Origin of the sequence: Kurthia sibirica (assembly GCF_003143975.1) — a bacterium.
GTDB lineage: Bacteria > Bacillota > Bacilli > Bacillales_A > Planococcaceae > Kurthia > Kurthia sibirica.
The window spans coordinates 98,692-123,241 of the sequence record NZ_QFVR01000004.1 but is presented as its reverse complement, the minus strand read 5'-3'; the positions used below and the strand labels follow the sequence as shown (position 1 = coordinate 123,241).

At 36.6% G+C, this 24,550-nt stretch carries 22 protein-coding genes, 1 pseudogene and 1 other annotated feature; all 23 genes and pseudogenes read left to right on the top strand.

Annotated elements, in window-relative coordinates:
• Nucleotides 1–97 precede the first annotated feature (97 nt).
• The gene (gene icd / locus DEX24_RS04505; protein WP_109305215.1) at nucleotides 98–1,360 is read left to right on the top strand and encodes an NADP-dependent isocitrate dehydrogenase; all 1,263 of its coding nucleotides are present in this window, start codon (nucleotides 98–100) and stop codon (nucleotides 1,358–1,360) included.
• An 85-nt stretch (nucleotides 1,361–1,445) separates the two neighbouring features.
• On the top strand, nucleotides 1,446–2,384 hold the full coding sequence (gene mdh, locus DEX24_RS04500) for a malate dehydrogenase (RefSeq protein WP_109305214.1): 939 nt from the start codon (nucleotides 1,446–1,448) through the stop codon (nucleotides 2,382–2,384).
• A 358-nt stretch (nucleotides 2,385–2,742) separates the two neighbouring features.
• On the top strand, nucleotides 2,743–2,916 hold the full coding sequence (locus DEX24_RS17125) for a hypothetical protein (RefSeq protein WP_170112845.1): 174 nt from the start codon (nucleotides 2,743–2,745) through the stop codon (nucleotides 2,914–2,916).
• A 13-nt stretch (nucleotides 2,917–2,929) separates the two neighbouring features.
• A pseudogene (locus tag DEX24_RS04495) lies at nucleotides 2,930–3,070 on the top strand (transposase); the annotation flags it as partial.
• 409 nt (nucleotides 3,071–3,479) lie between these two features.
• On the top strand, nucleotides 3,480–3,932 hold the full coding sequence (locus DEX24_RS04490) for a MaoC/PaaZ C-terminal domain-containing protein (protein ID WP_246131560.1): 453 nt from the start codon (nucleotides 3,480–3,482) through the stop codon (nucleotides 3,930–3,932).
• A 57-nt stretch (nucleotides 3,933–3,989) separates the two neighbouring features.
• Nucleotides 3,990–4,718 (top strand): response regulator transcription factor, encoded by a 729-nt coding sequence (locus DEX24_RS04485; protein ID WP_109305211.1) that lies wholly within the window; start codon nucleotides 3,990–3,992, stop codon nucleotides 4,716–4,718.
• Entirely contained in the window at nucleotides 4,715–6,259 is a 1,545-nt protein-coding gene (gene pnpS / locus DEX24_RS04480; RefSeq protein ID WP_109305210.1) for a two-component system histidine kinase PnpS, read from the top strand. The genes DEX24_RS04485 and pnpS overlap by 4 nt, the downstream gene beginning before the upstream one ends.
• A gap of 205 nt (nucleotides 6,260–6,464) precedes the next feature.
• Nucleotides 6,465–9,089 carry a DNA polymerase I gene (polA, locus tag DEX24_RS04475; RefSeq protein ID WP_109305209.1) on the top strand — a complete coding sequence of 875 codons (2,625 nt, stop codon included), beginning with the start codon at nucleotides 6,465–6,467 and terminating at the stop codon, nucleotides 9,087–9,089.
• A 12-nt stretch (nucleotides 9,090–9,101) separates the two neighbouring features.
• On the top strand, nucleotides 9,102–9,974 hold the full coding sequence (gene mutM / locus DEX24_RS04470; RefSeq protein WP_109305208.1) for a bifunctional DNA-formamidopyrimidine glycosylase/DNA-(apurinic or apyrimidinic site) lyase: 873 nt from the start codon (nucleotides 9,102–9,104) through the stop codon (nucleotides 9,972–9,974).
• Between the two features lie 12 nt (nucleotides 9,975–9,986).
• Nucleotides 9,987–10,583: a dephospho-CoA kinase gene (gene coaE, locus DEX24_RS04465; RefSeq protein WP_109305207.1), complete on the top strand. Its 597-nt coding sequence runs from the start codon at nucleotides 9,987–9,989 to the stop codon at nucleotides 10,581–10,583.
• Between the two features lie 154 nt (nucleotides 10,584–10,737).
• Nucleotides 10,738–11,757 carry a glyceraldehyde-3-phosphate dehydrogenase gene (locus tag DEX24_RS04460; RefSeq protein WP_109305206.1) on the top strand — a complete coding sequence of 340 codons (1,020 nt, stop codon included), beginning with the start codon at nucleotides 10,738–10,740 and terminating at the stop codon, nucleotides 11,755–11,757.
• Between the two features lie 445 nt (nucleotides 11,758–12,202).
• Complete coding sequence (gene nrdR, locus DEX24_RS04455; RefSeq protein WP_109305205.1) at nucleotides 12,203–12,685, top strand: transcriptional regulator NrdR; 483 nt, start codon at nucleotides 12,203–12,205, stop codon at nucleotides 12,683–12,685.
• Between the two features lie 25 nt (nucleotides 12,686–12,710).
• Complete coding sequence (locus DEX24_RS04450) at nucleotides 12,711–14,438, top strand: DnaD domain protein (protein ID WP_109305204.1); 1,728 nt, start codon at nucleotides 12,711–12,713, stop codon at nucleotides 14,436–14,438.
• An 18-nt stretch (nucleotides 14,439–14,456) separates the two neighbouring features.
• Nucleotides 14,457–15,395, top strand: a complete 939-nt coding sequence (dnaI, locus tag DEX24_RS04445) for a primosomal protein DnaI (RefSeq protein ID WP_109305203.1) — start codon at nucleotides 14,457–14,459, stop codon at nucleotides 15,393–15,395.
• 51 nt (nucleotides 15,396–15,446) lie between these two features.
• Nucleotides 15,447–15,683 (top strand) — a binding site (T-box leader).
• Nucleotides 15,684–15,769: 86 nt separating this feature from the next.
• A complete protein-coding gene (gene thrS, locus DEX24_RS04440) occupies nucleotides 15,770–17,704 on the top strand; it encodes a threonine--tRNA ligase (protein WP_109305202.1) in 1,935 nt (644 codons plus the stop codon).
• 142 nt (nucleotides 17,705–17,846) lie between these two features.
• A complete protein-coding gene (locus tag DEX24_RS04435) occupies nucleotides 17,847–19,313 on the top strand; it encodes an AcpB/EbpR/MafR family transcriptional regulator (protein WP_109305201.1) in 1,467 nt (488 codons plus the stop codon).
• 170 nt (nucleotides 19,314–19,483) lie between these two features.
• Nucleotides 19,484–20,023 (top strand): LPXTG cell wall anchor domain-containing protein, encoded by a 540-nt coding sequence (locus DEX24_RS17120; protein WP_170112843.1) that lies wholly within the window; start codon nucleotides 19,484–19,486, stop codon nucleotides 20,021–20,023.
• Nucleotides 20,024–20,151: 128 nt separating this feature from the next.
• Nucleotides 20,152–20,937, top strand: coding sequence for a WxL domain-containing protein (locus DEX24_RS04420; RefSeq protein ID WP_109305198.1), 786 nt, complete (start codon nucleotides 20,152–20,154; stop codon nucleotides 20,935–20,937).
• Nucleotides 20,938–20,996: 59 nt separating this feature from the next.
• On the top strand, nucleotides 20,997–21,746 hold the full coding sequence (locus tag DEX24_RS04415; RefSeq protein ID WP_109305197.1) for a WxL domain-containing protein: 750 nt from the start codon (nucleotides 20,997–20,999) through the stop codon (nucleotides 21,744–21,746).
• Nucleotides 21,747–21,948: 202 nt separating this feature from the next.
• On the top strand, nucleotides 21,949–22,998 hold the full coding sequence (locus DEX24_RS04410; RefSeq protein WP_109305196.1) for a WxLIP family cell surface protein: 1,050 nt from the start codon (nucleotides 21,949–21,951) through the stop codon (nucleotides 22,996–22,998).
• 318 nt (nucleotides 22,999–23,316) lie between these two features.
• Nucleotides 23,317–23,823: a translation initiation factor IF-3 gene (gene infC, locus DEX24_RS04405; protein ID WP_109305195.1), complete on the top strand. Its 507-nt coding sequence runs from the start codon at nucleotides 23,317–23,319 to the stop codon at nucleotides 23,821–23,823.
• Between the two features lie 35 nt (nucleotides 23,824–23,858).
• The gene (gene rpmI / locus DEX24_RS04400) at nucleotides 23,859–24,059 is read left to right on the top strand and encodes a 50S ribosomal protein L35 (RefSeq protein WP_109305194.1); all 201 of its coding nucleotides are present in this window, start codon (nucleotides 23,859–23,861) and stop codon (nucleotides 24,057–24,059) included.
• 58 nt (nucleotides 24,060–24,117) lie between these two features.
• On the top strand, nucleotides 24,118–24,477 hold the full coding sequence (rplT, locus tag DEX24_RS04395) for a 50S ribosomal protein L20 (RefSeq protein ID WP_109305193.1): 360 nt from the start codon (nucleotides 24,118–24,120) through the stop codon (nucleotides 24,475–24,477).
• The last annotated feature ends 73 nt before the right edge of the window (nucleotides 24,478–24,550 follow it).

Here is a 24,550-nt window from a genome sequence, read left to right as displayed (position 1 = left end):
CCGACTTCACAATTATTATGTTATAATGTAAACTATCATGGGGCGGGGCTGTTATAGCACTAGCCCCATGATTATGACTATAGGAGGCGCAATATTCATGTCTGAAAAAATCGTAGTAGAAAATGGTGTACTTAAAGTACCTAACAATCCAACAATCCCGTTCATCATCGGTGACGGTATCGGTCCTGATATCTGGAACGCAGCTTCACGCGTAATCGATGCAGCCGTAAACAAAGCTTACAATGGCGACAAGAAAATTGAATGGTTAGAAGTTTTAGCTGGCCAAAAAGCATTCGACAACACTGGCGAATGGTTACCACAAGAAACTCTTGATAAAATCAACGAATACTTAATCGCAATCAAAGGTCCACTTACAACACCAATCGGTGGCGGTATTACTTCACTAAACGTAGCTTTACGTCAAAAGTTAGATCTTTACGTTTGCTTACGTCCAGTTCGTCACTTTGACGGTGTTCCATCTCCAGTTAAACGTCCAGAAGACGTTGACATGGTAATCTTCCGTGAAAACACGGAAGATATCTATGCTGGTATCGAATATGAAGCTGGTACTCCTGAAAATAAAAAAATCATCGATTTCTTACAAAATGAAATGGGTGTTAACAAAATCCGCTTCCCTGAAACTTCAGGTATCGGTATCAAACCAGTTTCTAAAGAAGGTACAGAACGTCTAGTACGCGCTGCTATCGAATATGCAATCAAAGAAAACCGTCCAACTCTTACTTTAGTTCACAAAGGTAACATCATGAAATTCACTGAAGGTGGATTCAAAAAATGGGGTTACGCAGTAGCTGAAGCTGAATACGGCGATCAAGTATTCACTTGGAACCAATATGATGCAATCAAAGCTGAATCTGGTGAAGAAGCAGCAAACAAAGCGCAAGCAGATGCTTTAGCTTCTGGTAAAATCTTAGTTAAAGATTCTATCGCTGATATCTTCTTACAACAAATCCTTACACGTCCTAAAGAGTTTGATGTTGTTGCAACAATGAACTTGAATGGTGACTACGTTTCAGATGCACTAGCTGCTCAAGTTGGTGGTATCGGTATCGCACCAGGCGCAAACATTAACTACCTTTCTGGACATGCAATCTTCGAAGCTACTCACGGTACTGCACCGAAGTATGAAGGTCAAGATAAAGTGAATCCATCATCAGTACTTCTTTCAGGCGTACTTATGTTAGAACACCTTGGCTGGAACGAAGCTGCTAACTTAATCACTGCATCAGTTGAATCAACAATTTCTTCTAAAGTTGTAACGTATGACTTTGCTCGTCTTATGGACGGTGCTACAGAAGTTAAATGTTCTGAATTCGCTAATGAATTAATCAAAAACCTTTAATAGTTAATTATTAAAAGGGAGTTGGGCTTGTCCCTACTCCCTTTTTTTATACAAAAAAATACATTTTTAAAGGAGAGTTTTGCATATGACTTTGAAACGTAAAAAAATCTCAGTAATTGGTGGTGGCTTTACCGGGGCCACAGCAGCATTTTTAGTGGCACAAAAAGAACTGGCGGACGTTGTACTTGTAGATGTACCACAAGCAGAAAATGCCACGAAGGGTAAAGCGCTAGATATGTACGAAGCTTCACCTGTGCAAGGTTTTGACGCCTCGATTTTTGGTACGTCAAACTATGAAGATACAGCAGATTCAGATATTGTATTAATTACAGCTGGGATCGCAAGAAAGCCAGGCATGAGTCGCGATGATTTAGTTCAAATCAATCAAGGAATTATGAAGATTGTATCAAAGGAAATAGCAAAATACTCCCCAAATGCTACGGTAATTGTCTTAACGAATCCCGTAGATGCCATGACTTATACGGTATTTAAAGAAACTGGTTTTCCAAAAAATCGCGTCATCGGTCAATCTGGTGTTCTCGATACAGCCCGTTTCCGTGCATTTGTAGCAGAAGAATTAAATGTATCGGTAAAAGATATTACTGGCTTCGTCTTAGGTGGACACGGCGATACAATGGTTCCATTAACACGTTACTCATTTGCCGGTGGTATACCGTTAGAAAGTTTGATTGAAGCACAACGGCTTGAAGAAATTGTCAACCGTACACGTACAGGTGGAGCAGAAATTGTTAATCTACTAGGTAATGGTTCAGCGTATTACGCACCTGCAGCAGCATTAGTAGAAATGGCAGAAGCGATTATTAAAGATCAAAAACGTATTTTACCGTCGATTGCTTATTTAGAAGGTGAATATGGTTATGATGCCATTTATCTTGGTGTACCTACACTATTAGGTGCAGGTGGAATCGAGAAAATCTATGAGCTAGAACTAACTGCCACTGAAAAAGAAGCGTTAGATGAATCAGCAGCAGCGGTAAAAGCTGTCATGGACGTTCTCACATAAGAAAATTATCTTGAAACTGCGACCAGTATTAAACAGGTCGCAGTTTTTTGTGTTAAACCAGTTAGTCGTGCTGGTGATTTTTAGGTTCTATTATATATGTTGGGGTATTAAAACAATTCATGTTTTAGACAATTAGAAATAGCGAGAGCTTTCCGCCGACAAGTAACGCACTATTTATTTTCACCGTAGGTGAAAATAAAGGATTGCTTACTACTTGTTTTTCGGCAGGAGTCCTCGCTATTTCTTTTAATCATGATGAACATACCTAAAAATAGACAGAAAAAAGCACAGGTTCACCCAATCTTCTATACTTAAAATGCTGCATAATAAGTAACAGTAGAAAGGTGAGCTGTGCTACATGAAATCTATCATGACTATCCCAGGATTAAAAGATATTTTAGTCACCAAAATGGAAGAAATTGAGGGTAAGTATGCTCTTTTTATAGAAATGCCGAAGCGTTCACATATTTGTCTAGCTTGTCAGTCAATTACTTCGAAAGTACATGATGATCACATACAAAAAATGGTTTGATTGGGCCAAAAATTCGAATGGCTTTTTAGAAGGTATTAATAACAAAACGAAAGTAATGAAACGACATGCATATGGTTATAAAAGATTTGCTCGATTGAGAGCGAAGATCTTACTAACATTAAAGTATAAAGAAGTTGGTTTACATCTGGGCTAAATGAAAAAGGTGAATGAAATTGAAAATCCAATTTCATTCACCTCAACATTTGACACAGAGCCGATTTTTAGCTTCTACATCATTTTTGAGATCTTCACATAATGCACTTCTAGTCGAATCTTTTACAGGACACGAGAGCTATAGTATTTTCCGTATAAAAAAGCACCACACCATCAGTTAGGACGCTAAAAGATGAGTAGGTGACGATTTTGATTTGTTTTATTGTAGCTATTCCACGGAATACCTATTTTTGTAGCAATAAAAAAACATTTTCTTTAGGACTAAAATGATTGAGCGTAAAATTCCAATAAATAATGTAGAATTTTACAGTTTTCCTCAAGTAGAACTCGATTTTTCATGTGAATATTGTTACTATGAGATTAAGCTGATTTACAGAAGGGGGAATCCTGTGTTACTGGGCAAAAATTATAAGCTAGGTAAGACATTCGATGACATCGATATCGGTAATTCATTACAAATTACAGAAAATATTGAAGACAAGGATCTGCTGCTCTATTTAGGTTTGACAAATGATAATAATCCACTCTATATCCAACATGATTACGCAGCTTTAACGAAATATGAAAAACCGGTCGTACCAGCGATTATGCTCAATGGTATCGTCACGTCAGCCGTATCAAAATATTTACCGGGACCAGGTGCTTTTATCACGTCACAGCGATTAAGTTACCCGCAGCCTCTCTATCACTATGAAACAATCCAAATTAAATTCACTGTTATTAATAAGTTACCTGAAACATCTGAACTTCAAATTAAAATAGAAGGTCGCAATACTGAAGGTGCTGATGTAATAATGGGAGAAATATATGTAGTACCACCGAAAAAGCCGATCATCGACTAAACGCGGTGAAGAATGTTTGAAATGGGGGTTTCAAAACATTACTCGGAGGCAATAAAAATGACAAATACAATTTTAGTAGTAGAAGATGAATTATCAATCGCGACGTTATTACAATATAATTTAAAACAAGCAGGTTATGAGGTGCTCATCGCGAATGATGGCGAAGAAGGATTAAATAAGGCAATTGCTCACAAACCAGACTTGATTTTATTGGATTTAATGTTACCTAAAAAAGATGGTATGGAAGTGTGTAAAGAGCTTCGTCTATTAAAAATGAATGTACCGATTATTATGCTAACTGCGAAAGATGATGAATTTGATAAAGTTCTAGGTTTAGAACTTGGTGCGGATGATTATATGACGAAACCATTTAGTCCACGCGAAGTAAATGCTCGAGTAAAGGCTGTTTTACGCCGCTCTAAAATTATTGAACCGGCTACGACAAAAGGCTCAGTTGAAGGATTTGAGGGAGAACGTACGTTTAAAATTGGCGAACTAGAAGTTTTCCCGGAACGTTTTGAAGCTTCTTTGGACAAGAAGGATTTGGAATTCACGCCGAAGGAATTTGAGTTGCTGGTGTATTTATTAGAAAATAAAAATAGAGTATTAACCCGCGATCAACTTTTGAGTGCGGTATGGCATTATGACTTTGCCGGCGATACGCGTATTGTCGATGTGCATATTAGTCATCTGCGCGATCAAATCGAAGAAAATAGTAGAAAACCAAAATATATAAAAACAATACGTGGGTTAGGCTATAAATTTGAGGAGCCGAAGGGCGTATGAAAACATTGAGAACACGTTTATTATTAGCTTTTTCTTTTTTGTATAGCATGATATTAGCTGGCCTTGGTTTTATTTTAGGGCAGCTTTTTCCCGTTTATTTAGAAAATACGATTGATGAAAACTTGATGAAAACTGAAAAAGATATTGTAGCTGTTATGAAAGACAATAATATTGTATTAACAGCGCAACAAATACAAGAATTAGAAAAAGTAATGCCAAAAAGCTTTTTATTGGAGGAAATAGCGACTGCTAAATTGCAATTTTGGCTCATTTTAATTGTAGCGCTTGTTTTTGCCTTTTTACTATTACTTTTTATAACAGATCGCCTCTTAAAAAATCTTACAAAATCAGTAGAACATGTTACGCATACCGCCTTGGAATTAGCGAAGGGGAACTATCGAGCGCGCGCCTATGAAATGGGGGAGGTTGCCACTTCACAACTGAGTAAATCCATCAACTCATTAGCGCGTAATTTACAAGATATGATGTTGGTACGTGAGATGGAACAGGAAAGATTAAAAACGCTTATTGAAAATATGGGGAGTGCGTTAATCATGATTGGGCGAGAAGGCGATATTTCTGTCGTCAATCGTTTTTTTCTAAAGCTGTTTAATAAGAGCAATCAAGATGTTAAAAAACATGTATTTCGTGATTTAGGTGTCGATGAAAATTTAGAGGAATTTGTTGACTATGTTTTTATGACAGAACAACCCTATCGTAAACAAATAGAAATTAGTATCGAAGGGCGAAAACGTCATATGGAGGTATATGGTGCACCCGTTATTGGAGAACATGGTCATTGGTTAGGTGTCGTAATCGTCATGCATGATATAACCGAATTGAAGCAACTTGAGCAAGTAAGAAAAGATTTTGTCGCTAATGTATCGCATGAACTGAGAACGCCGATTACATCGATTAAGGGGTTCTCTGAGACATTGATTGATGGGGCCTACAAAGACGAGGACACTTTACTATCCTTTTTAGATATTATGTATAAAGAAAGCAATCGTCTTCAAATGCTAGTGCAAGACCTATTGGAATTATCAAAAATAGAACGAGAAGGTTTTAAAATTGATATTATTCCAACTTCTTTAAATGCCATCGTACGAAGTAGTATTGAAATGGCTAAAATGCCAATTGAACAAAAACATATGACATTAAAGGTGACCGATGATGAAGAAGTGATTGTCCTCGGTGATGCGAACCGTTTGATTCAAGTAGCGGTCAATCTTATCGTTAATGCTGTAACCTATTCACTGGACTATAAAACAGTGCATATAAATGTAACTAAACATAATGACTATGGTGTTATGGAAGTGATTGATGAAGGGATTGGTATTCAGAAAGCTGAAATACCACGAGTTTTTGAAAGATTTTACCGCGTAGATCGTGCGCGTAGTCGTAACTCAGGTGGTACAGGACTTGGATTAGCCATCGTCAAACATTTAGTCGAAGCACATCATGGTAAAATTATCGTAAAAAGTCAAGAAGGTGAAGGAACGACAATTCGTATATTAATTCCTCTGGCCAAAGAACAATAATTTACACTAGCTTTACAATTCGATAATAAGTGCTTCATAAGTCATTGTTATACTCATCTTATGAAGCCCCCTTCATTCATCTAAATAAGGATAAACGAAATGAACTTTACGCCATAATGACGTAGAGAACATTTCGTTTTTTTTATTTAGTACGCTTTGCATGGTAAACTATAATAGATGAATATACGATTAGGGAGTTGAAGGAATGACAAAAGAAAAATTACTATTATTAGATGGCAATAGCCTAGCTTATCGTGCCTTTTTTGCTTTGCCACTACTAACAAATGAACAAGGAATCCATACAAATTCAGTCTATGGTTTTACGACAATGTTACAAAAAATTTTAACGGAGGAAAACCCTACGCATATGCTGGTAGCATTTGATGCGGGAAAGGTAACATTCCGTCATAGCACATACAAAGAATATAAAGGGGGGCGTCAAAAAACACCACCAGAACTATCCGAGCAATTCCCCTATGTTCGCAAGCTAGTCGAAGCCTATAATATGAAGCAATATGAATTAGAAATGTATGAAGCAGATGATATTATTGGTACTTTAGTAAAGCAAGCAGATGCTAAAGGATTACCTGTCATTGTTGTATCTGGTGATAAGGACTTGACGCAGCTAGCTTCAGACAATACAACGGTCTATATCACACGTAAAGGTATGACAGATATTGAAAAATATACACCACAATATGTGAAAGAAAAATATGGCTTAACACCACAGCAAATTGTTGATATGAAGGGTTTGATGGGTGATACATCTGATAATATTCCGGGTGTTCCAGGTGTCGGTGAGAAAACAGCCATTAAGCTGTTAACAAACTATCCGACAGTCGATGAAGTCTATGAAAATATTGACGCACAAAAAGGGAAATTAAAAGAAAAACTTGTAGCGAATGAAGAACAGGCGAAGATGAGTAAGGTACTTGCGACAATAAATTGCGAAGCACCAATTACTATATCAATCGATGATTTACAATGGGATGGACCAAATATGGATGCGTTATTTGCCTTATGGAATGAGCTTGACTTCAAATCATTAATCGAAAAAAGTGACTATGCTTCTGAAGAAAAAGAGACGGCAGAGTTGAATTATACAATTGTTACGGATTTAGATGCTACGCAATTAAAAGATGGCATGGCTATCCATTTGGAAATTGAGAATGTCCATTATCACACAGCACCACAGTTGGGCTTAGCGATTGTTGATGCAGAAAATGCCTACTATATTAACTATGAGGATGTTGTGCAATCCGAAAGTATTCGAGCATACCTACAAGATGCTTCAAAGAAAAAATATGTTTTTGACGTAAAAAAACAGCAGGTGGCCTTCGCGCGTGATGGTATTCAATTGGCTGGCGTTGATTTTGATTTATTGTTAGCAGCCTATATTGATGATCCGGCATTTGCTTCAGAAGATATAGCTTCTGTCGTTAAAGTATATGGCTTTAGTGATATTCAAACTGAGGAAGTGATCTACGGTAAAGGTGCCAAGCGTGAAATACCAGAGGTAGCAATCTTATCTCAACATGTTTGCCGTGAAGCATTTGCTGTGTTTACAGTAAGAGAGCAGGTCATGAAAAAACTGCAAGACAATGAACAGTATGAGCTATACTACACAATCGAGCTCCCATTGGCTAAAATATTGGCTGATATGGAAACAGCCGGTATTAAAGTAGATGCAGATACTTTAAATACAATGGGTGTGGAATTGAAAGGGAAGCTGGTGCAAATTGAAGCGACGATTTATGCTTTGGCGGGAGAAAAATTCAATATTAACTCACCTAAGCAACTTGGTGTAATTTTATTTGATGTGCTAGGCTTACCTGTGATTAAAAAGACGAAGACAGGTTATTCAACAGCTGCAGATGTTTTAGATAAACTAAAACCCGAACATGAAATTATCGAACATATTTTACAATATCGTCAATTGGGTAAACTACAATCAACGTATATTGAGGGCTTAACGAAGGAAATTCATGAAGATGATCAGAAAATCCATACGCGTTACCAACAAGCACTTACAGCAACAGGACGATTAAGTTCTACGGATCCAAATCTCCAAAATATACCGATTCGTTTAGAGGAAGGTCGTAAAATACGCCAAGCCTTTATTCCTTCTCAAAAAGGATGGAAGCTATTTGCGGCAGATTATTCACAAATCGAATTGCGTGTATTAGCACATATGTCACGCGATGAAAATATGATTCAAGCCTTTTTAAATGGCATGGATATCCATACAAGTACAGCGATGAAAGTATTCCATGTAACAGAAGATGAAGTCGATTCAACTATGCGTCGAGCTGCAAAAGCAGTAAACTTTGGGATTGTTTATGGTATAAGCGATTATGGTCTTTCTCAAAACCTTGATATTTCGCGTAAGGAAGCAGCAGATTTTATAGAACGTTATTTAGAAAGCTTCCCAGGCGTTAAAGTATATATGGATGACATCGTGGAAGAGGCAAAAAAACAAGGCTACGTTACGACATTATTGAATCGTCGTCGTTATTTGCCAGATTTAAAATCCCGTAATTTTAATTTGCGAAGTTTTGCAGAAAGAACAGCAATGAATACACCAATTCAAGGTTCAGCAGCAGATATTATTAAAAAAGCAATGATTGATATGACTCAAGCGTTAAAAGACAATAATCTTCAGGCGAGAATATTGTTACAAGTACATGATGAATTAATATTTGAATGTCCAGAAGAAGAAATTACATTACTAGAAAAAATTGTACCAGAAGTCATGGCGAATACCGTGAAGTTAGATGTACCACTGCGTGCGGATTATTCAGCTGGTGACACTTGGTATGATGCGAAATAGGAAGTGAATAACATGCCAGAATTACCAGAAGTTGAAGGGGTTGTAAAATCATTGCAACCGATCATTACAGGGCGGAAAATTGTCGCTGTGACAACATCAGATATCTTAAAAAAATCGCATGATGATGGAAAGGAAGCAATCGTCAAAGCGATGCATCCTAATCTGCTTGCTGAATTGCTTGTAGGTATGACCATTGCGCGTATCGAAAGACGCTCAAAGTATATTTATTTCTATTTACACACGGAAGGTGAGCAATATATTTTAGTTAATCATCTAGGTATGTCGGGTGCATGGTTCCATGTTGCGGCACTCGAACAGATACCAGAGGCGAAATTTAGAAAACATGCGCATGTTTTCTTGCAACTGGATGATCATCATTTCTTGATATATTCCGATATACGTCGATTTGGTGAACTACGATTATTGAAAAAAATCGCCGATTATCCACCACTTTTACAGTTAGCACCTGAACCTTTTGAGGAAGAGGCAAAAGCTTTTTTCTTAGGTGTTTGTCAGCAACCCAAATACGCTAAAAAAGCGATAAAAGAAGTAATTATGGATTCTCATGCGATTTGTGGAGCGGGAAATATTTATGCTACTGAAGCGTTATTCGCAATGAAAATACACCCGGGACGAAAAGTGTCCAATTTGACTGAAGAACAGTTGGCACAGCTTTTTGACAAGATTGTCGACGTATTAGACGAAAGTATTGCATTTGGGGGTTCATCTATCTCAGATTACCGCAATATTAATGGTGAATCTGGTAGCATGCAAAACCGTTTAAAAATGTATGGGATGAAAAAATGCCCAATGTGTCATACTAATTCACAGCAGATTTTGATCGCAAATCGCAACTCATATTTCTGCCCGAATTGTCAAAAATAGGAGGTTGTTTAGATGATTATTGGATTGACAGGTAGCATAGCAAGTGGGAAAAGTACGGTTGCTAAAATAATAGAAGAATTGGGATTTCCTGTCGTTGATGCAGATGTGGTTGCGCGTATTGTAGTAGAACCAAACCAACCTGCTTTACGTGAAATCGCAGCAGAATTTGGTGAGGATATTATCCGAAAAGATGGTAGTATGGATCGTCAAAAAGTCGGAGAAATTATTTTTAATGATGCGGAGAAACGTCAGAAATTAAATAATATTATCCATCCTGCCATACGAAAAGAGATGGCCAAACAAAGAGATAAATGGCTTAGTAGCGGCTTTAATACAGTTTTTATGGATATCCCCTTGCTATTTGAAAGCGCGCAAGGTCGCACGGTCGATAAAATTTTAGTCGTATCGGTTTCACCAGAAATTCAACTGCAAAGATTGATGGCGAGAAATAACTTAGATGCGTCACAAGCACAAGCTAGAATTTCTTCACAACTGCCATTATCTGAGAAGGAAAAAGGAGCAGATGCCGTTATTTTTAATGATGGTACAGTGGAGGAAACACGCCGACAATTGGAAAAAATATTAAAAGAGTGGGCGGTCTTAAACTAAAGTAAGAAAAGTCGTATTTTTAATAAAATTAATTATTCAGAAAATAAAAACTTTAATTTTACTTGTTAATAATGTTCTCCTTTATGTTAAATGTGTTATACTAATTCACAAATAAACATATTAAAAGAATTTCTTTTAAACAGGAGGATTTTTCATGACAGTTTCTATTGCTATAAACGGATTTGGCCGTATCGGACGTATGGTGTTCCGTCAGGCGATACTTCAAGATGATTTAAATATTGTTGCTATTAATGCAAGTTATCCAGTGGAGACACTTATTCATTTAGTTAAATACGATACGACACATGGCCGTTTCGAAGGTACAGTTGAAGCGGGAGAAAATGCATTGATTGTAAACGGTAAACGCGTACAATTAGTAAATGATCGTGATCCATTAAACTTACCATGGCAAGATATGGGTGTTGACATTGTTATTGAAGCTACAGGTAAATTCAACTCGCGCGAAAAAGCAGCTTTACATCTAGAAGCTGGAGCTAAAAAAGTAATTATTACTGCTCCAGGTAAAAATGAAGATATTACAGTAGTAATGGGCGTCAATGATGATAAACTAGACCTTTCTAAACATGATGTCATCTCAAATGCTTCATGCACTACCAATTGCCTTGCTCCTGTTGCGAAGGTATTAAACGACACATTCGGAATCGAAAATGGTTTAATGACAACGGTTCACGCATATACGAATGACCAAAATAACATTGACAACCCACATAAAGACTTGCGCCGTGCTCGTTCATGTGCAGAGTCAATTATTCCAACTTCAACAGGTGCTGCAAAAGCATTAGAACTCGTATTACCTGAACTAAAAGGACGCTTACATGGTATGTCATTACGCGTGCCAACGCCTAATGTATCATTAGTAGATTTAGTAGTTGATTTACAGCAAGATGTAACGGTTGAAGAGGTGAATGCGGCATTCATCCAAGCATCACAAAGCTCTTTAAAAGGAATTTTAAATTTCTCAATGGAACCATTGGTTTCCAAAGACTATAATACGGATCCAGCATCTGCTACGATTGATGGTTTAACGACATTGGTTATGGGCGGGCGCAAAGTAAAAGTGATCGCTTGGTATGACAATGAATGGGGTTATTCATCTCGCGTAGTTGACTTAACTAAAAAAGTAGCAGCAAAATTAGCAACTGTTGGTGCATAGTTTGTGATAAAACAAAGCATAAAGGCCGCGATTGATGGCTTTTATGCTTTTTTACTATTGTGTATGAAACTACTGTTTATGCAGTAGTAGTAAGTTGGTCATAGTAAGAAATTATAGTAGCGTTCATGCCGCTAAAATAGTAGCTTGTTCATATGTTTCAAAGCTATAATCGGAAGGCTACAAAATATATCTTTCCAGCCTACTTTATTCTTCTCCACTACGATTGAGGAGTACTTTTTTATAATCAATTACATATAGACTATGCTAGTTTAATAGCCAGAAATGACGATCATTATGATGAAATTCAAGATATTTATCGATAATTGCATATTATTTTCCATAATTCAAGCGTCTATCGTAAAAAATAGTAGGATTATTCGATTTATTGTTCAATTATTTGTTATAATAGATGAACTAAATAGTATTCATTCAGGAGAGAGAAAATATGAGATGTCCCGCTTGTCAATACAATGGAACAAAGGTTATTGATAGTCGACCAGTTGATGATAGTAAAGCAATTCGTCGAAGAAGAGAATGTGAGTCATGTGGTTTCCGCTATACGACTTTTGAAAAAATTGAAGAAATGCCATTAATCGTCGTGAAAAAGGATGGTTCACGGGAAGAATTTAGTCGTGAAAAAGTACTGCGTGGTTTGATTCGTGCTTGTGAAAAACGACCTGTTGCGCTAAATGAATTAGAAGAAGTTGTTTTTGCAATTGAGCAGGAGCTTAGAAGATTAGGTCATGCGGAAGTGAAATCTGAAGATGTTGGTGAGAAGGTTATGGACCATCTAGCTAAAATCGATGAAGTGTCCTATGTGAGATTTGCATCTGTTTATCGCCAGTTCAAAGACATTAATGTCTTTATCGAAGAATTACGAGAATTAATAGAACGCCAAGATGATGATTTAGAAGAACCAGAGGAATAATGAATAAGGAAGGGGGTATTCTAAGATGCAACTACTTAATGAATTACACCCAGTTGATCGTTTCACGATTCATATTCCCTTCCCGCTTTCAAGTTATGAGAGAAAATTGATTACATTATTGTATCAGCCATTAATCGGACCAGAGCCGATTAGCCTGTATTTTTTATTATGGGCAGAAGGTGAAGATTTTGAAGGCCAGGATTATGCTCATTATCATTTGATGAAGGGTTTGGATATGTCGATTTCTGCGGTTTTTAACGCAAGAATTTCATTGGAAGCGATTGGATTAATTAGAACCTATAAAAAGGATCAGGATAATATGCGCCACTTTGCGTATGAAGTAATGCCGCCTCTAGAAGCGCGACGTTTCTTTGATGATCCTCTTTTATCGATGTTTTTATTTAGTAAAATAGGTGAAAAAACATATAGAAACCTCTTGCAAAGATTCTCACCTAAAAGTGACCCGAAGGCTGGAATGCAAGAAGTTTCAAGACAATTTACAGATGTGTATCAACCGATTAAGCAGCAGATGCCAAATACACAGGATGACAGTATAACAGCGGAAAAGCCAAAAGATCTTCCTTTCTTCTATCGTGATTTCAATTTCCCACTACTAATGTCTGGACTATCAGAGGCGCTCATACCTCATAAACTAATTACGTCAGAATTAAAAATAACGATTGCAAAAGTAGCGTTTATGTATGGTCTTTCAGCAATTGAAATGAAAAATGTCCTCATTATGGCGATGGAAAACCCAGATGAGCTGACGCAGTCGACGATTAAAAAAGCGGCTTCTGAATACTATAAATTAACCGTTTCGAAACAACCACCTACTATTTCCAGTATGCTGCAACCTGAACAAGCGCAGGAAGAAGCACAGGAATGGGATAGTAAGCAACTCGAGCTTATAGAGTACTTTGAAAAGGCGAAGCCAATTGAAGTGTTAACCGCTGTCAATGAAGGCAAGCAACCATTCCAAAAGGATGTTGAACTATTTGAAAGCTTAGTTACGCTATATGATATAAGTATTCCGGTTGTAAATGTATTAATCCATTATGTATCTTTGAAAAACAAAGGACGTATTAATCAAAATTATGTAGAAGCAATTGCAGCAGACTGGCGTGCGAAAGGTATTACAACAGCGAAGCAAGCAATGAGTGAAGCGCGTGAATTTATGGATCATAAAACAGCACCTGTCCAACCCAAAGTAGCAAAAGCAGAAAATATGCGTGAAGAATTTGAATTATTACGGGCAGCTGCCTATAAATTATATGCTTTCGAAGCAGGTAAAAATGCACAAACAGCAATTGTTGATATCGAAAAAACATTCAAAGAATTGATGCAAAAAACAGAACCGCTCAAACTGTTACAAATGTTGGCGGATGGTAAAGAACCCTTTTCAAAAGATGTTAAAACAGTCACGCAATTTGCAGCATCCTATGATATTGAAAAAAGTTTACTCAATGTATTAATTCACTATGCTCATTATTCAAGTGAAGGTAATTTAAATCTAGCATTTCTAGAGGCAATTGCTGGTGGCTGGCGTAAACAAGATATACAAACAATGGATGCGGCTATTGCCTATGGTCAAAATTATCAAAAGGTCAAAACACAAAAATATAGTAAAACCTCCTACTCGAATCAAGCGAAAACACAGCATGTGCCTGATTGGATTAAAACTTCCAAAAAACCGCTCGATAAACAGTCTTTAGAAGAAATGGAGCGTAACTACAAAAAGTCACAAGGAAAATAGAAGGGAGACCCATAGAATATGAAGCCAATTCAATCAGAAATAAATAAACAAATGGATGCTAACTTTCAACAACGTTTTAATGAAATACAGGCCGAGCTATTGGAGAATCCCGCAATTCAAAAATTCTTTCAAGAAAATGAAGCGGTTATGTCATCTGAAATTGTGGAGCGTGGATTAGGAAAATTATATGAATTTCAAAATCAGCAACATGACTGTTCAAAATGTCCGTCTGTAGCGAAATGTGTTAATACAATCGATGGTTTTGTGCCAAAACTCTTCATCAATAGAGGACTTATTGACATCGAGTATGCGCCCTGCCAACAAAAACGTATTGAAGACGAACGTCGATTAACCGCGAGTAAAATTACGAGTATGCATATGCCTAAAGATGTATTAAAAGCTACTTTAGCCGATATTCGTGTCTATAATGATGAGCGAGCGAATTTACTGAAATTAGCGAAAGATTTCATAGAAGAAGTGAAAACAACTGGTGAACTACCTCAAAAAGGGCTGTATTTATATGGCGATTTTGGTGTAGGAAAATCATTTCTAATCGGCGCCATTGCCAATGAATTGGCAACGATCCAAGTGCAATCAGTTGTCGTTTATGTACCAGAATTTTTACGTGAACTAAAAAATGCTATCGGTACACCACAATTGGAGCAGAAAATAGACTTCGTAAAAAAAGCATCTGTTTTAATGTTGGATGATCTCGGTGCAGAATCGTTGTCACCATGGACACGTGATGAAATTTTAGGGGCTATTTTACATTACCGTATGGCGGAACAATTGCCAACTTTCATCACATCCAACTTGGATTACAACGCATTGGAAGATGTCATTGCGAAGACGTCAAAAGGTGAAATTGAGCCAGTGAAAGCTGCGCGTATCATGGAAAGAATTAAAGCTATTACAACACCTGTTTTCGTTGAAGGGTACAATTTACGCAATATGTAAGACGCTTATTGCAAAGTCATTTTAAAAGCGTTATACTATGTAACATAATATTGAAATGCTAGGAAAAGGATACGGATTAGTTAGGCGACTTTCAGAGAGGAATGTAGTGGTGAGAGCATTCTAGTAACGTTGATTAATTTACCACCTTGGAGCAGCGACAGTGAAATATAGTAATTGTCGACGGTAGCGGCCCGTTAGCCGATCGAGAGCTTCGTCTTTGCATAGCTTTATTTTACTGTGCATAGAAGGAAGAAGGGTGGAACCACGAGCATATGCATCGTCCCTTTTGGGATGGTGCTTTTTTGCGTTTTCTAATAGAAAAACATCAGACTTTTGGCCCTGAGCACTCGAAATAAAAAAAGGAGAGAAAAGACATGTCAGAAATGATTAAATTAACATTCCCAGATGGTTCAGTAAAAGAGTATGAACAGGGTATTACTACAGATGCTGTAGCAGCGGCAATCAGCCCAGGACTTCGTAAAAAAGCATTGGCTGGTAAGTTCAACGGTACTTTAGTAGATACGAAAACGCCTTTAAAAGAAGATGGTACAATCGCTATTATTACACCACAAGATGATGAAGCATTAGAAATTCTTCGTCACTCTACTGCACATTTACTTGCGCAAGCTTTAAAACGTCTATACCCAGGTGTTAAATTAGGCATTGGTCCAGTAATTGAAGGCGGATTCTACTATGATGTGGACTATCCAGAGTCAATTACTTCAGAAGACTTCCCTAAAATTGAAAAAGAAATGAAAAAAATCATTGCTGAAAATGTTGAAGTGGTACGTCATGATGTATCACGTGACGAAGCACAACGTCGTTTTGAAGCGATTGACGATCAATATAAATTAGAGTTACTAGAAGCGATTCCTGCGGATGAGCAAGTATCAATTTACGAACAGGGTGATTTCTTTGATCTTTGTCGTGGGGTACATGTACCATCAACAAATAAGATTAAAGAGTTTAAACTTTTATCAATTGCTGGTGCTTATTGGAGAGGAAATTCAGACAATAAAATGCTGCAACGTATTTACGGTACTGCATTCTTCACTAAAGAGGATTTAAAACACCATCTTCAAATGTTAGAAGAGGCGAAGGAACGTGACCACCGTAAAATCGGTAAAGAACTTGAAATTTTCACAACAAGTCAATTAGTAGGTCAAGGTTTACCATTATGGTTACCAAATGGTGCTACAATCCGTCGTACAATTGAACGTTATATCGTAGATAAAGAAGTATCACTTGGTTATAAACATGTCTATACACCAGTACTAGGTTCAAAAACACTTTATGAAACTTCTGGTCACTGGGATCACTATCAAGAAGATATGTTCCCACCAATGGAAGTGGATCACGAAACATTCGTTTTACGTCCGATGAACTGTCCTCACCATATGATGGTATACAAATCAGCGATGCGTTCATATCGTGACCTACCTTTGCGTATTGCGGAATTAGGTACGATGCATCGTTATGAAATGTCAGGTGCAGTATCAGGTCTACAACGTGTGCGTGGCATGACTTTAAATGATGCTCATTTATTCGTACGCCCCGACCAAATTAAAGAAGAGTTTAAAAAAGTTGTACAGTTAATTCAAGCAGTGTATAAAGATTTCAACTTAACTGATTATGAATTCCGCTTATCATATCGTGACCCAGCGGATAAAGAAAAATACTATGATGATGATGCCATGTGGGAAAAAGCACAGGCTATGTTAAAAGAGGCAATGGACGAACTGGGACTAGATTATTTCGAGGCTGAAGGTGAAGCAGCGTTCTATGGCCCTAAAGTTGACGTGCAAGTGAAAACAGCGATTGGTAAACAAGAAACATTGTCTACTGTCCAATTGGATTTCTTATTACCAGAACGATTTGATCTTGGTTATGTAGGGGAAGACGGTAAACAACATCGTCCGGTTGTTATTCACCGTGGTGTCGTATCAACGATGGAACGTTTTGTAGCCTTCTTAATTGAAGAATACAAAGGAGCGTTCCCAACTTGGTTAGCGCCAGTTCAAGTACAGGTTATTCCTGTATCAAATGAAGCTCATTTCGATTATGCTAAACTTGTTGAAGAAAAATTAGTCGCTGCAGGCGTGCGTGTAGAGTTAGATTATCGCGAAGAAAAGCTTGGCTACAAAATTCGTGAAGCACAAATGCAAAAAATCCCGTATATGCTTGTTTTAGGAGATAAGGAGCTTGATTCGACTAGTGTGAATGTACGTCGTTATGGCTCTCAAGAGTCAGAAACAGTATCATTAGAAGATTTTATTACTTCAATTTCTCAAGAAATTAACTTTAAATAAATAATTTGTATACAGATGACCAAACCTCGAAAACAACAGGTTTGGTCATCTTTTTGTATTTTTTTGCTGAAACTGTATAATATTTTTCTGCTGAGGGTATTAAAATAAGAAAGAAATTACAGACAGTTAAGGTGGTGTATCGATGAGAAAAATTTTACAAAATCAGCAGTTACGGCAATTAGAAATTGTGGAATTTTTACTGGATAAACAATCAGTACTGCTTAAAGATGTTAGTCAGGAATTATATATAAGTGAAAAAACGATACGAAAAGATATTCGAGCCATCAACCATATTTTTAGTCCGATTGAGATTAGCGCAAACGGTGAAGGTATTTCCTTAGTTATTCCCAATAACTATTCAATTGATTTTATTTATAGTTGTTTTTTGGAGCAAAGCTTAGAATATTCGATCGCTGAATATTGTTTTTTTTATCCAAATATGACTATAGAAAAACTCGCGAAGGAGTATCAAGTCAGTGATTCTACTATTAGAAGAACGCTAAATCGTTTGAATAGTGAATTTAAGAAGCATGATTTTGAATTATCTGGGAACCCGATTATCTATAGTGGTGATGAATTGCATATAATTATGTTTATTTCAGCACTTTTAAAAGAAAAATATACGATGAGAGAATCTATTTTCCCTATTGACCAATTTATGTTCATCCAAGAATTGATTCATTCATTTTATAAAAAAAATAAGATGATTATAGATGATTTTGAAGAGCAAAAATTAACACTATTCGTACTTACTTCTATTATAAGGCGTCAACAAAATACAATGAAATTAATTCCGAGTTTAATGCGGAGTCCAAATGAATTTGATTTTACGGTAGTACATGATGCGGATTATAAAATGAAGTATAGTTTATATTTTAATCGTGCATTAACGGAAGATGAGTTGGCCATTATATTTTGGATTATTTTGAATAAGACACATGTATTTAATGATGGGAATATTATTTCTATAGAAGATTCTCTAGTAAAAAGAAAAATTGAAGATTATCGAATGCTCGTTAACAACATGAAAAAACGCTTGGGAATTGCATTTGAAAATGCGGATGATGTAGCGTTGGAAATGTATAATTTAGTTATTATGAAACCTTCTAAGGACTATATTTTACATGATCCTTTATCTGAATTTGAAAAGGAACTTCGAGCCAACTATTTTGATTTTAATTATATATTTGATGAAATATGTGAAGATATCTTTCCAAATGATACGTATACTACGTATCAAAAACGTTATATGAAGTATCAATTGTTTACACAATGGTCGGAGTTGTACCCGCAACTAAAGCAAACAATTAAAAAACCACGAGTAGCCATCATATCTAATAAACATACGGGTCATGCAGATTTTCTCTACAATAAATTGAAATATATTTATAAAGATCGAATTGATATCGAAATTTTTTCTTTTAAGCAATTATCAATTATTATCGAAAAAACAAATGATTTTCATATTTTAGTGACATCGATTCAAGGAGTGGTTGTCAAAAATGGCATGCGTGTTATTAATTTTTCCATTTTTCCAACTAGTCATGAATTGTATGAACTTGATTTAATGATCAATGAGGTAAAAATAGAGCTTACACAAGAAAGCTAAAATAGACTCCATCAAAACTGCCATGTTTGAACTGGCAGTTTTTTTGCTTTTCAAAAATTACCTTTGAGAAAGGATAACCTGAAGAATATAACTACCTAAAAAAGATTACAGTTATGGTAGTTAAGAAAAACAATTAATAAATGAATCTTTAAAGGAAGGTGGGGTGTTCATTGAAAGCACTACAATCTTTTTTAATTGGAATTCTACTACTTGGCTGTACATTTATAAGTTCAGGGCAGTATGTAAATGCAGCTGTTTCTGATAGTAAAACACATGGTGGTTCGTATGAATCGAACGGCAAGATTAGCTTTTACGGTGAATGGAAAGATCCGAAAGAGCCTGTCGATCCGAAAGAGCCTGTCGATCCAAAAGAGCCTGTCGATCCAAAAGAGCCTGTCGATCCAAAAGAGCCTGTCGATCCAAAAGAGCCTGGGGGAACGGGTGTCGGTGGTGAAACAATTGATTCAGGAAATGCAATCAAGCCGAGTGAGGCTGGAAATGAAACACAAACAATCAAGGAAATAGTTACCGATTCGAATAGACCAACTCAGTTGAATAGTGGTTCGAGCGATCTACCGCGCAATACAAAAGTAGATGGTAGTTTACCTCAAACTGGCATGTCTACTTACTTTTCTAATCTAGGATTACTCCTCATATTAATCGCGAGCTATTTTATTTTGACTCGTCGAAGAAAAGAAAGAGCAAATTAGGTATGTCAAAAAATACACCCTCATAGGGAAGAAAAGAAACCAACATGATTTGAAAATTAGTTATGATGAGAATAGTTAAAAAGTATATACGGTTTCAAAAAATATATTTGGATAGGGAGTTTTCAATAATGAATAAGTTTAAATTAGGTATGTCCGCAGTAGCAGTTTTAGCTTTAGTAGCATCACCAGTAATCGGAACGAGTAAAGCTTCAGCTGTAGATGGAGCAAATTATGAATCAAATGGTAAAGTTTCATTTGTACCGAATACGTCTACAACGCCAGTAGATCCAGTAGATCCAACTGATCCAACTAAACCAGTTGTTCCAGTAGATCCAACTGACCCAACTGGACCGAATCCAGGTACGGCAGGTCCATTATCAATTGATTTCGCTTCAAGTATTGATTTTGGCTCAAATGAAATTTCAAACCAAGATGAAGTATATTATGCAAATGCGCAAGCAATTAAAGATTCTGATGAAGTTCGAGCAAACTATGCACAAGTAACGGACAGACGTGGTTCCAACAAAGGTTGGTCACTTAGTGTGAAGCAAAATGGTCAATTCAAAAATGATGAAGAAAACACGGTGCATAACACATTAGATGGTGCAGTAATTAAATTTGCTAAAGGCACGACGAATACAGCAGTAGCTAATGCTACACATCCAACAACTTATGCAGTGACACTAGATCCTTCTGGAGAAGCAAATTCTGTCATCGTTGACGCTGCACAAAGAACAGGCGCCGGCACATGGACGAACTCTTTTGGCGCGCTTGAATCTAAAACAATTGATGGCGAAGAAATAATGAAAAATACAGGAATTTCTTTAGAAATCCCTGGTAATACACCAAAGGATGCAGTAGATTATAAAACAAAATTAACTTGGGTGCTTTCTGATACACCGTCAAACCTATAATATTACATTCTGACATATATTCATTAAAATTAATTAACTCAAAAGGAGACTTATAAATTATGAAAGTTGTAAAATATACAGCAGCAGCGGCGTTATTATTATCTTTAGGGGCAGGGGCTTTAACAGCAAATGCAGAAACAAAAGAATATAAATCAACAGGTACACTTAAATTAATCCAAGATACGTCTATTACACCACCAGTAGATCCGGTAAATCCAACCGACCCAGTAATTCCAGTAGATCCTCCAGGTCCTGGTACGGCAGGTCCATTATCAATTGACTTCGCTTCAAATCTTGATTTTGGTGAGCAAAGTATTTCAACTGTAACAGAAACATATCATGCAAAACCGACAAAAGTGAAGGATAGTGAAGGTGAAACAAGTGATCGTCCAAACTATGTACAAGTAACAGATAAACGTGGTGGACAAAAGGGCTGGACTTTATCAGTAAAACAAAGTGGTCAATTTGCAACAAAAGATAATGCAGATGTAGAAGATGGCATTGAATTGTCGGGCGCGCAAATTACACTTAACAATGGGGCAGCAGTAAAGGCTGAAACATCAGAAGCAACAGCACCAACAATCGTGAAATCTGAAATCATTTTGGATGCAGAAAACGCTTCAGCATCTACAGTTATGGGAGCTAAAGTAGGAGAAGGTGGCGGTACTTGGATTAATCGTTTTGGTGATATTAATAATATGGCTGACAGTATTTCGCTTAAAGTACCAGGCGGCTCACTTAAAGAAGCAGCAACTTATAACACCGAGTTAGTTTGGTCAATTGACTCAACTCCAGCAAATGAACTTTAATCTAAGGTTTAAACGTAATAAATGTATATTAGTTTCATTCGTTTATGATTAAAAAGACTACTTTAACGAGTAGTTCTTTTTAATGTAAAAAGATAATCTGTATGATTTTTAAATACAAAGACTAATTTTTCTTTAAAAGGGTATTAAATAATGTCGTGAATATTTAAATTTCTCAATATTGAAAGAAATTGGAGTGATGTAGATGTCATTTTTCAAGAAAATTTCAGTTTTATTTGTAAGTGTTTTATTTTTTAGTGCAACAGTAGCAGGGCTTATGTCAAAATCTGCTTCAGCAGCGGAACTTAATTTTTCAGTTACTTCTGTCTTACCAGATAATCAAATTGATAAGAAACAATCTTATTTTGATTTGAAGATGAAACCAGGGCAAGAGCAGACCGTTTATGTGATGTTAGATAATGCAACGGACAAAAAAGTAACAGTAATGGTTTCTGCAAATGAAGCAAAAACAAATATTAATGGGACTACTCAATATGACAAAAATAAAATTGAGCGTGATTCAACACTAAATTATTCGTTGGAAGATATTGTTACTGTGAAAAACAAGGTAGTCATACCTCCAAAGAAAAAAGTGAAATTACCTGTACACTTAAAAATGCCTGATAAAGAAGTAAAGGGGATTATTTTAGGTGGTCTATCATTCCAACAAAAAGAAAGTGAATTGGATCAAGCAGAAAAAGATAGTGCGAAAGAAAATGGTATGTCTATTAAAAATAGATTTTCGTATAATCTTGCGATGAGCCTAAAAATGACGGATGATCAAGTAGAACCTGAATTAGTACTCAATAAAGTAGAAGCACAATCGATTAATGCGCGTACAGTGATTACGGCAAATATCCAAAATACACAACCGATGTTAATGAATCAATTAGAGGTAAATGCATTTATTACAAAAAAAGGTGAATCAGAAAAATTATTTAAAAAGAATATGAAAGAAATGCAAATGGCACCAAACTCAAATTTTAATTATCAAATACCACTAAATGGTGAACAACTTGAGGCGGGAACATATACAGCGGACGTAACAGCGAAATCAATGGGGGAAACATGGCATTGGAAAAAAGATTTCACCATTTCCAGTGATGAAGCAAAACAACTGAATAAAGCCGATGTAGATGCAAAAGATGATTCAATTAATTGGACCATGTGGATTCTCATAGCTGTCGGCATTATCATCGTTTTATTATTGCTCCTTATTTTAGTAAGACAAAATAAAAATAAAAGAAGATCATAAACAATAATAATGTTGAAATAGAATTGACAAGAACAGGCTAAGATGATAATATAAATGAGGTTAACAAATACAAAGTTTGTGGTTGAAGTAGAGGCTGCCCGCTTCTCACCTGACGTTCGATCCTATTACTAGGAATTGACAGGTTAATTGATGAATCGAACATGCAAGATTTTGCATGTACACATATATGCGGGCGGACATTTCGACTAATGTCCGCTCGTTTTTTTTGTGGACACGAAATCTCTGCCGATTATGGGCTCCTTGCCCAAACAACAGTATTTTAATACTACATGGAGGTGGATTGTTATTAGCAAAGACATGTACGTAAATGAAGGTATTCGCGCTCGTGAATTACGCGTAATTGATCACAACGGTGAACAACTAGGTGTCAAATCACGTAACGATGCACTAGCACTTGCAGAACGTGCAAATTTGGATCTTGTCCTTGTGGCTCCACAAGCCAAGCCACCAGTTGCTCGTGTTATGGATTTTGGTAAATTCAAATTCGAACAACAAAAGAAAGATCGTGAAGTACGTAAAAACCAAAAGGTTATTGTACTTAAAGAAGTCCGACTTTCACCCTCAATTGACGAGCATGACTTCCAAACGAAGTTACGCAACGGAATTAAGTTCCTTGAAAAAGGAGACAAAGTCAAAGCATCTATTCGCTTTAAAGGTCGTGCGATCACTCATAAAGATATCGGACAAAAAGTATTAGATCGCTTTGCAGCGGCGTGTACAGAAGTAGCAACTGTTGAACAACGTGCGAAAATGGAAGGTCGTAGTATGTTCTTGATCTTAGCACCTAAGAACGAGAAACAATAATTATCAAAGTTTATGAGTAATAGGAGGAAATCCAAATGCCAAAAATGAAAACACACCGTGGCGCTGCAAAACGCTTCAAAAGAACTGGTACTGGTAAATTAAAACGTGACCGTGCTTTCGGCTCTCACTTATTTGCTAACAAATCTACAAAAGCAAAACGTCACCTACGTAAACAATCGATGGTATCATCGGGCGATTACAAACGCATCAAATCTTTACTAGCTTACATGAAATAATAAGAAAATCACATACATTATTTGTCCGAAAAGGACGAATAACAGGAGGTAATGAACTATGCCACGCGTAAAAGGCGGAGTAGTGTCGCGCAAGCGTCGTAAAAAGGTTTTAAAATTAGCAAAAGGTTATTACGGTTCAAAACACACACTTTATAAAGTAGCGAACCAAGCAGTAATGAAGTCTGGTCAATATGCATACCGTGACCGTCGTCAAAAGAAACGTACATTCCGTAAATTATGGATTACACGTATCAATGCACAAGCACGTATCAACGGTCTTTCTTACAGCCGTTTAATGCACGGTTTAAAACTTGCAGAAATCGAAGTTAACCGTAAAATGCTTGCTGAATTAGCAGTTAATGATCAAGCAGCATTCGCTCAATTAGCAGATACTGCTAAACAAGCAATCGCTAAATAATACATGCTTCTAGCGTGTTAAAATCCAAAGTCTATGTATAGACTTTGGATTTTTTTGGTTTTCTTCTATATGT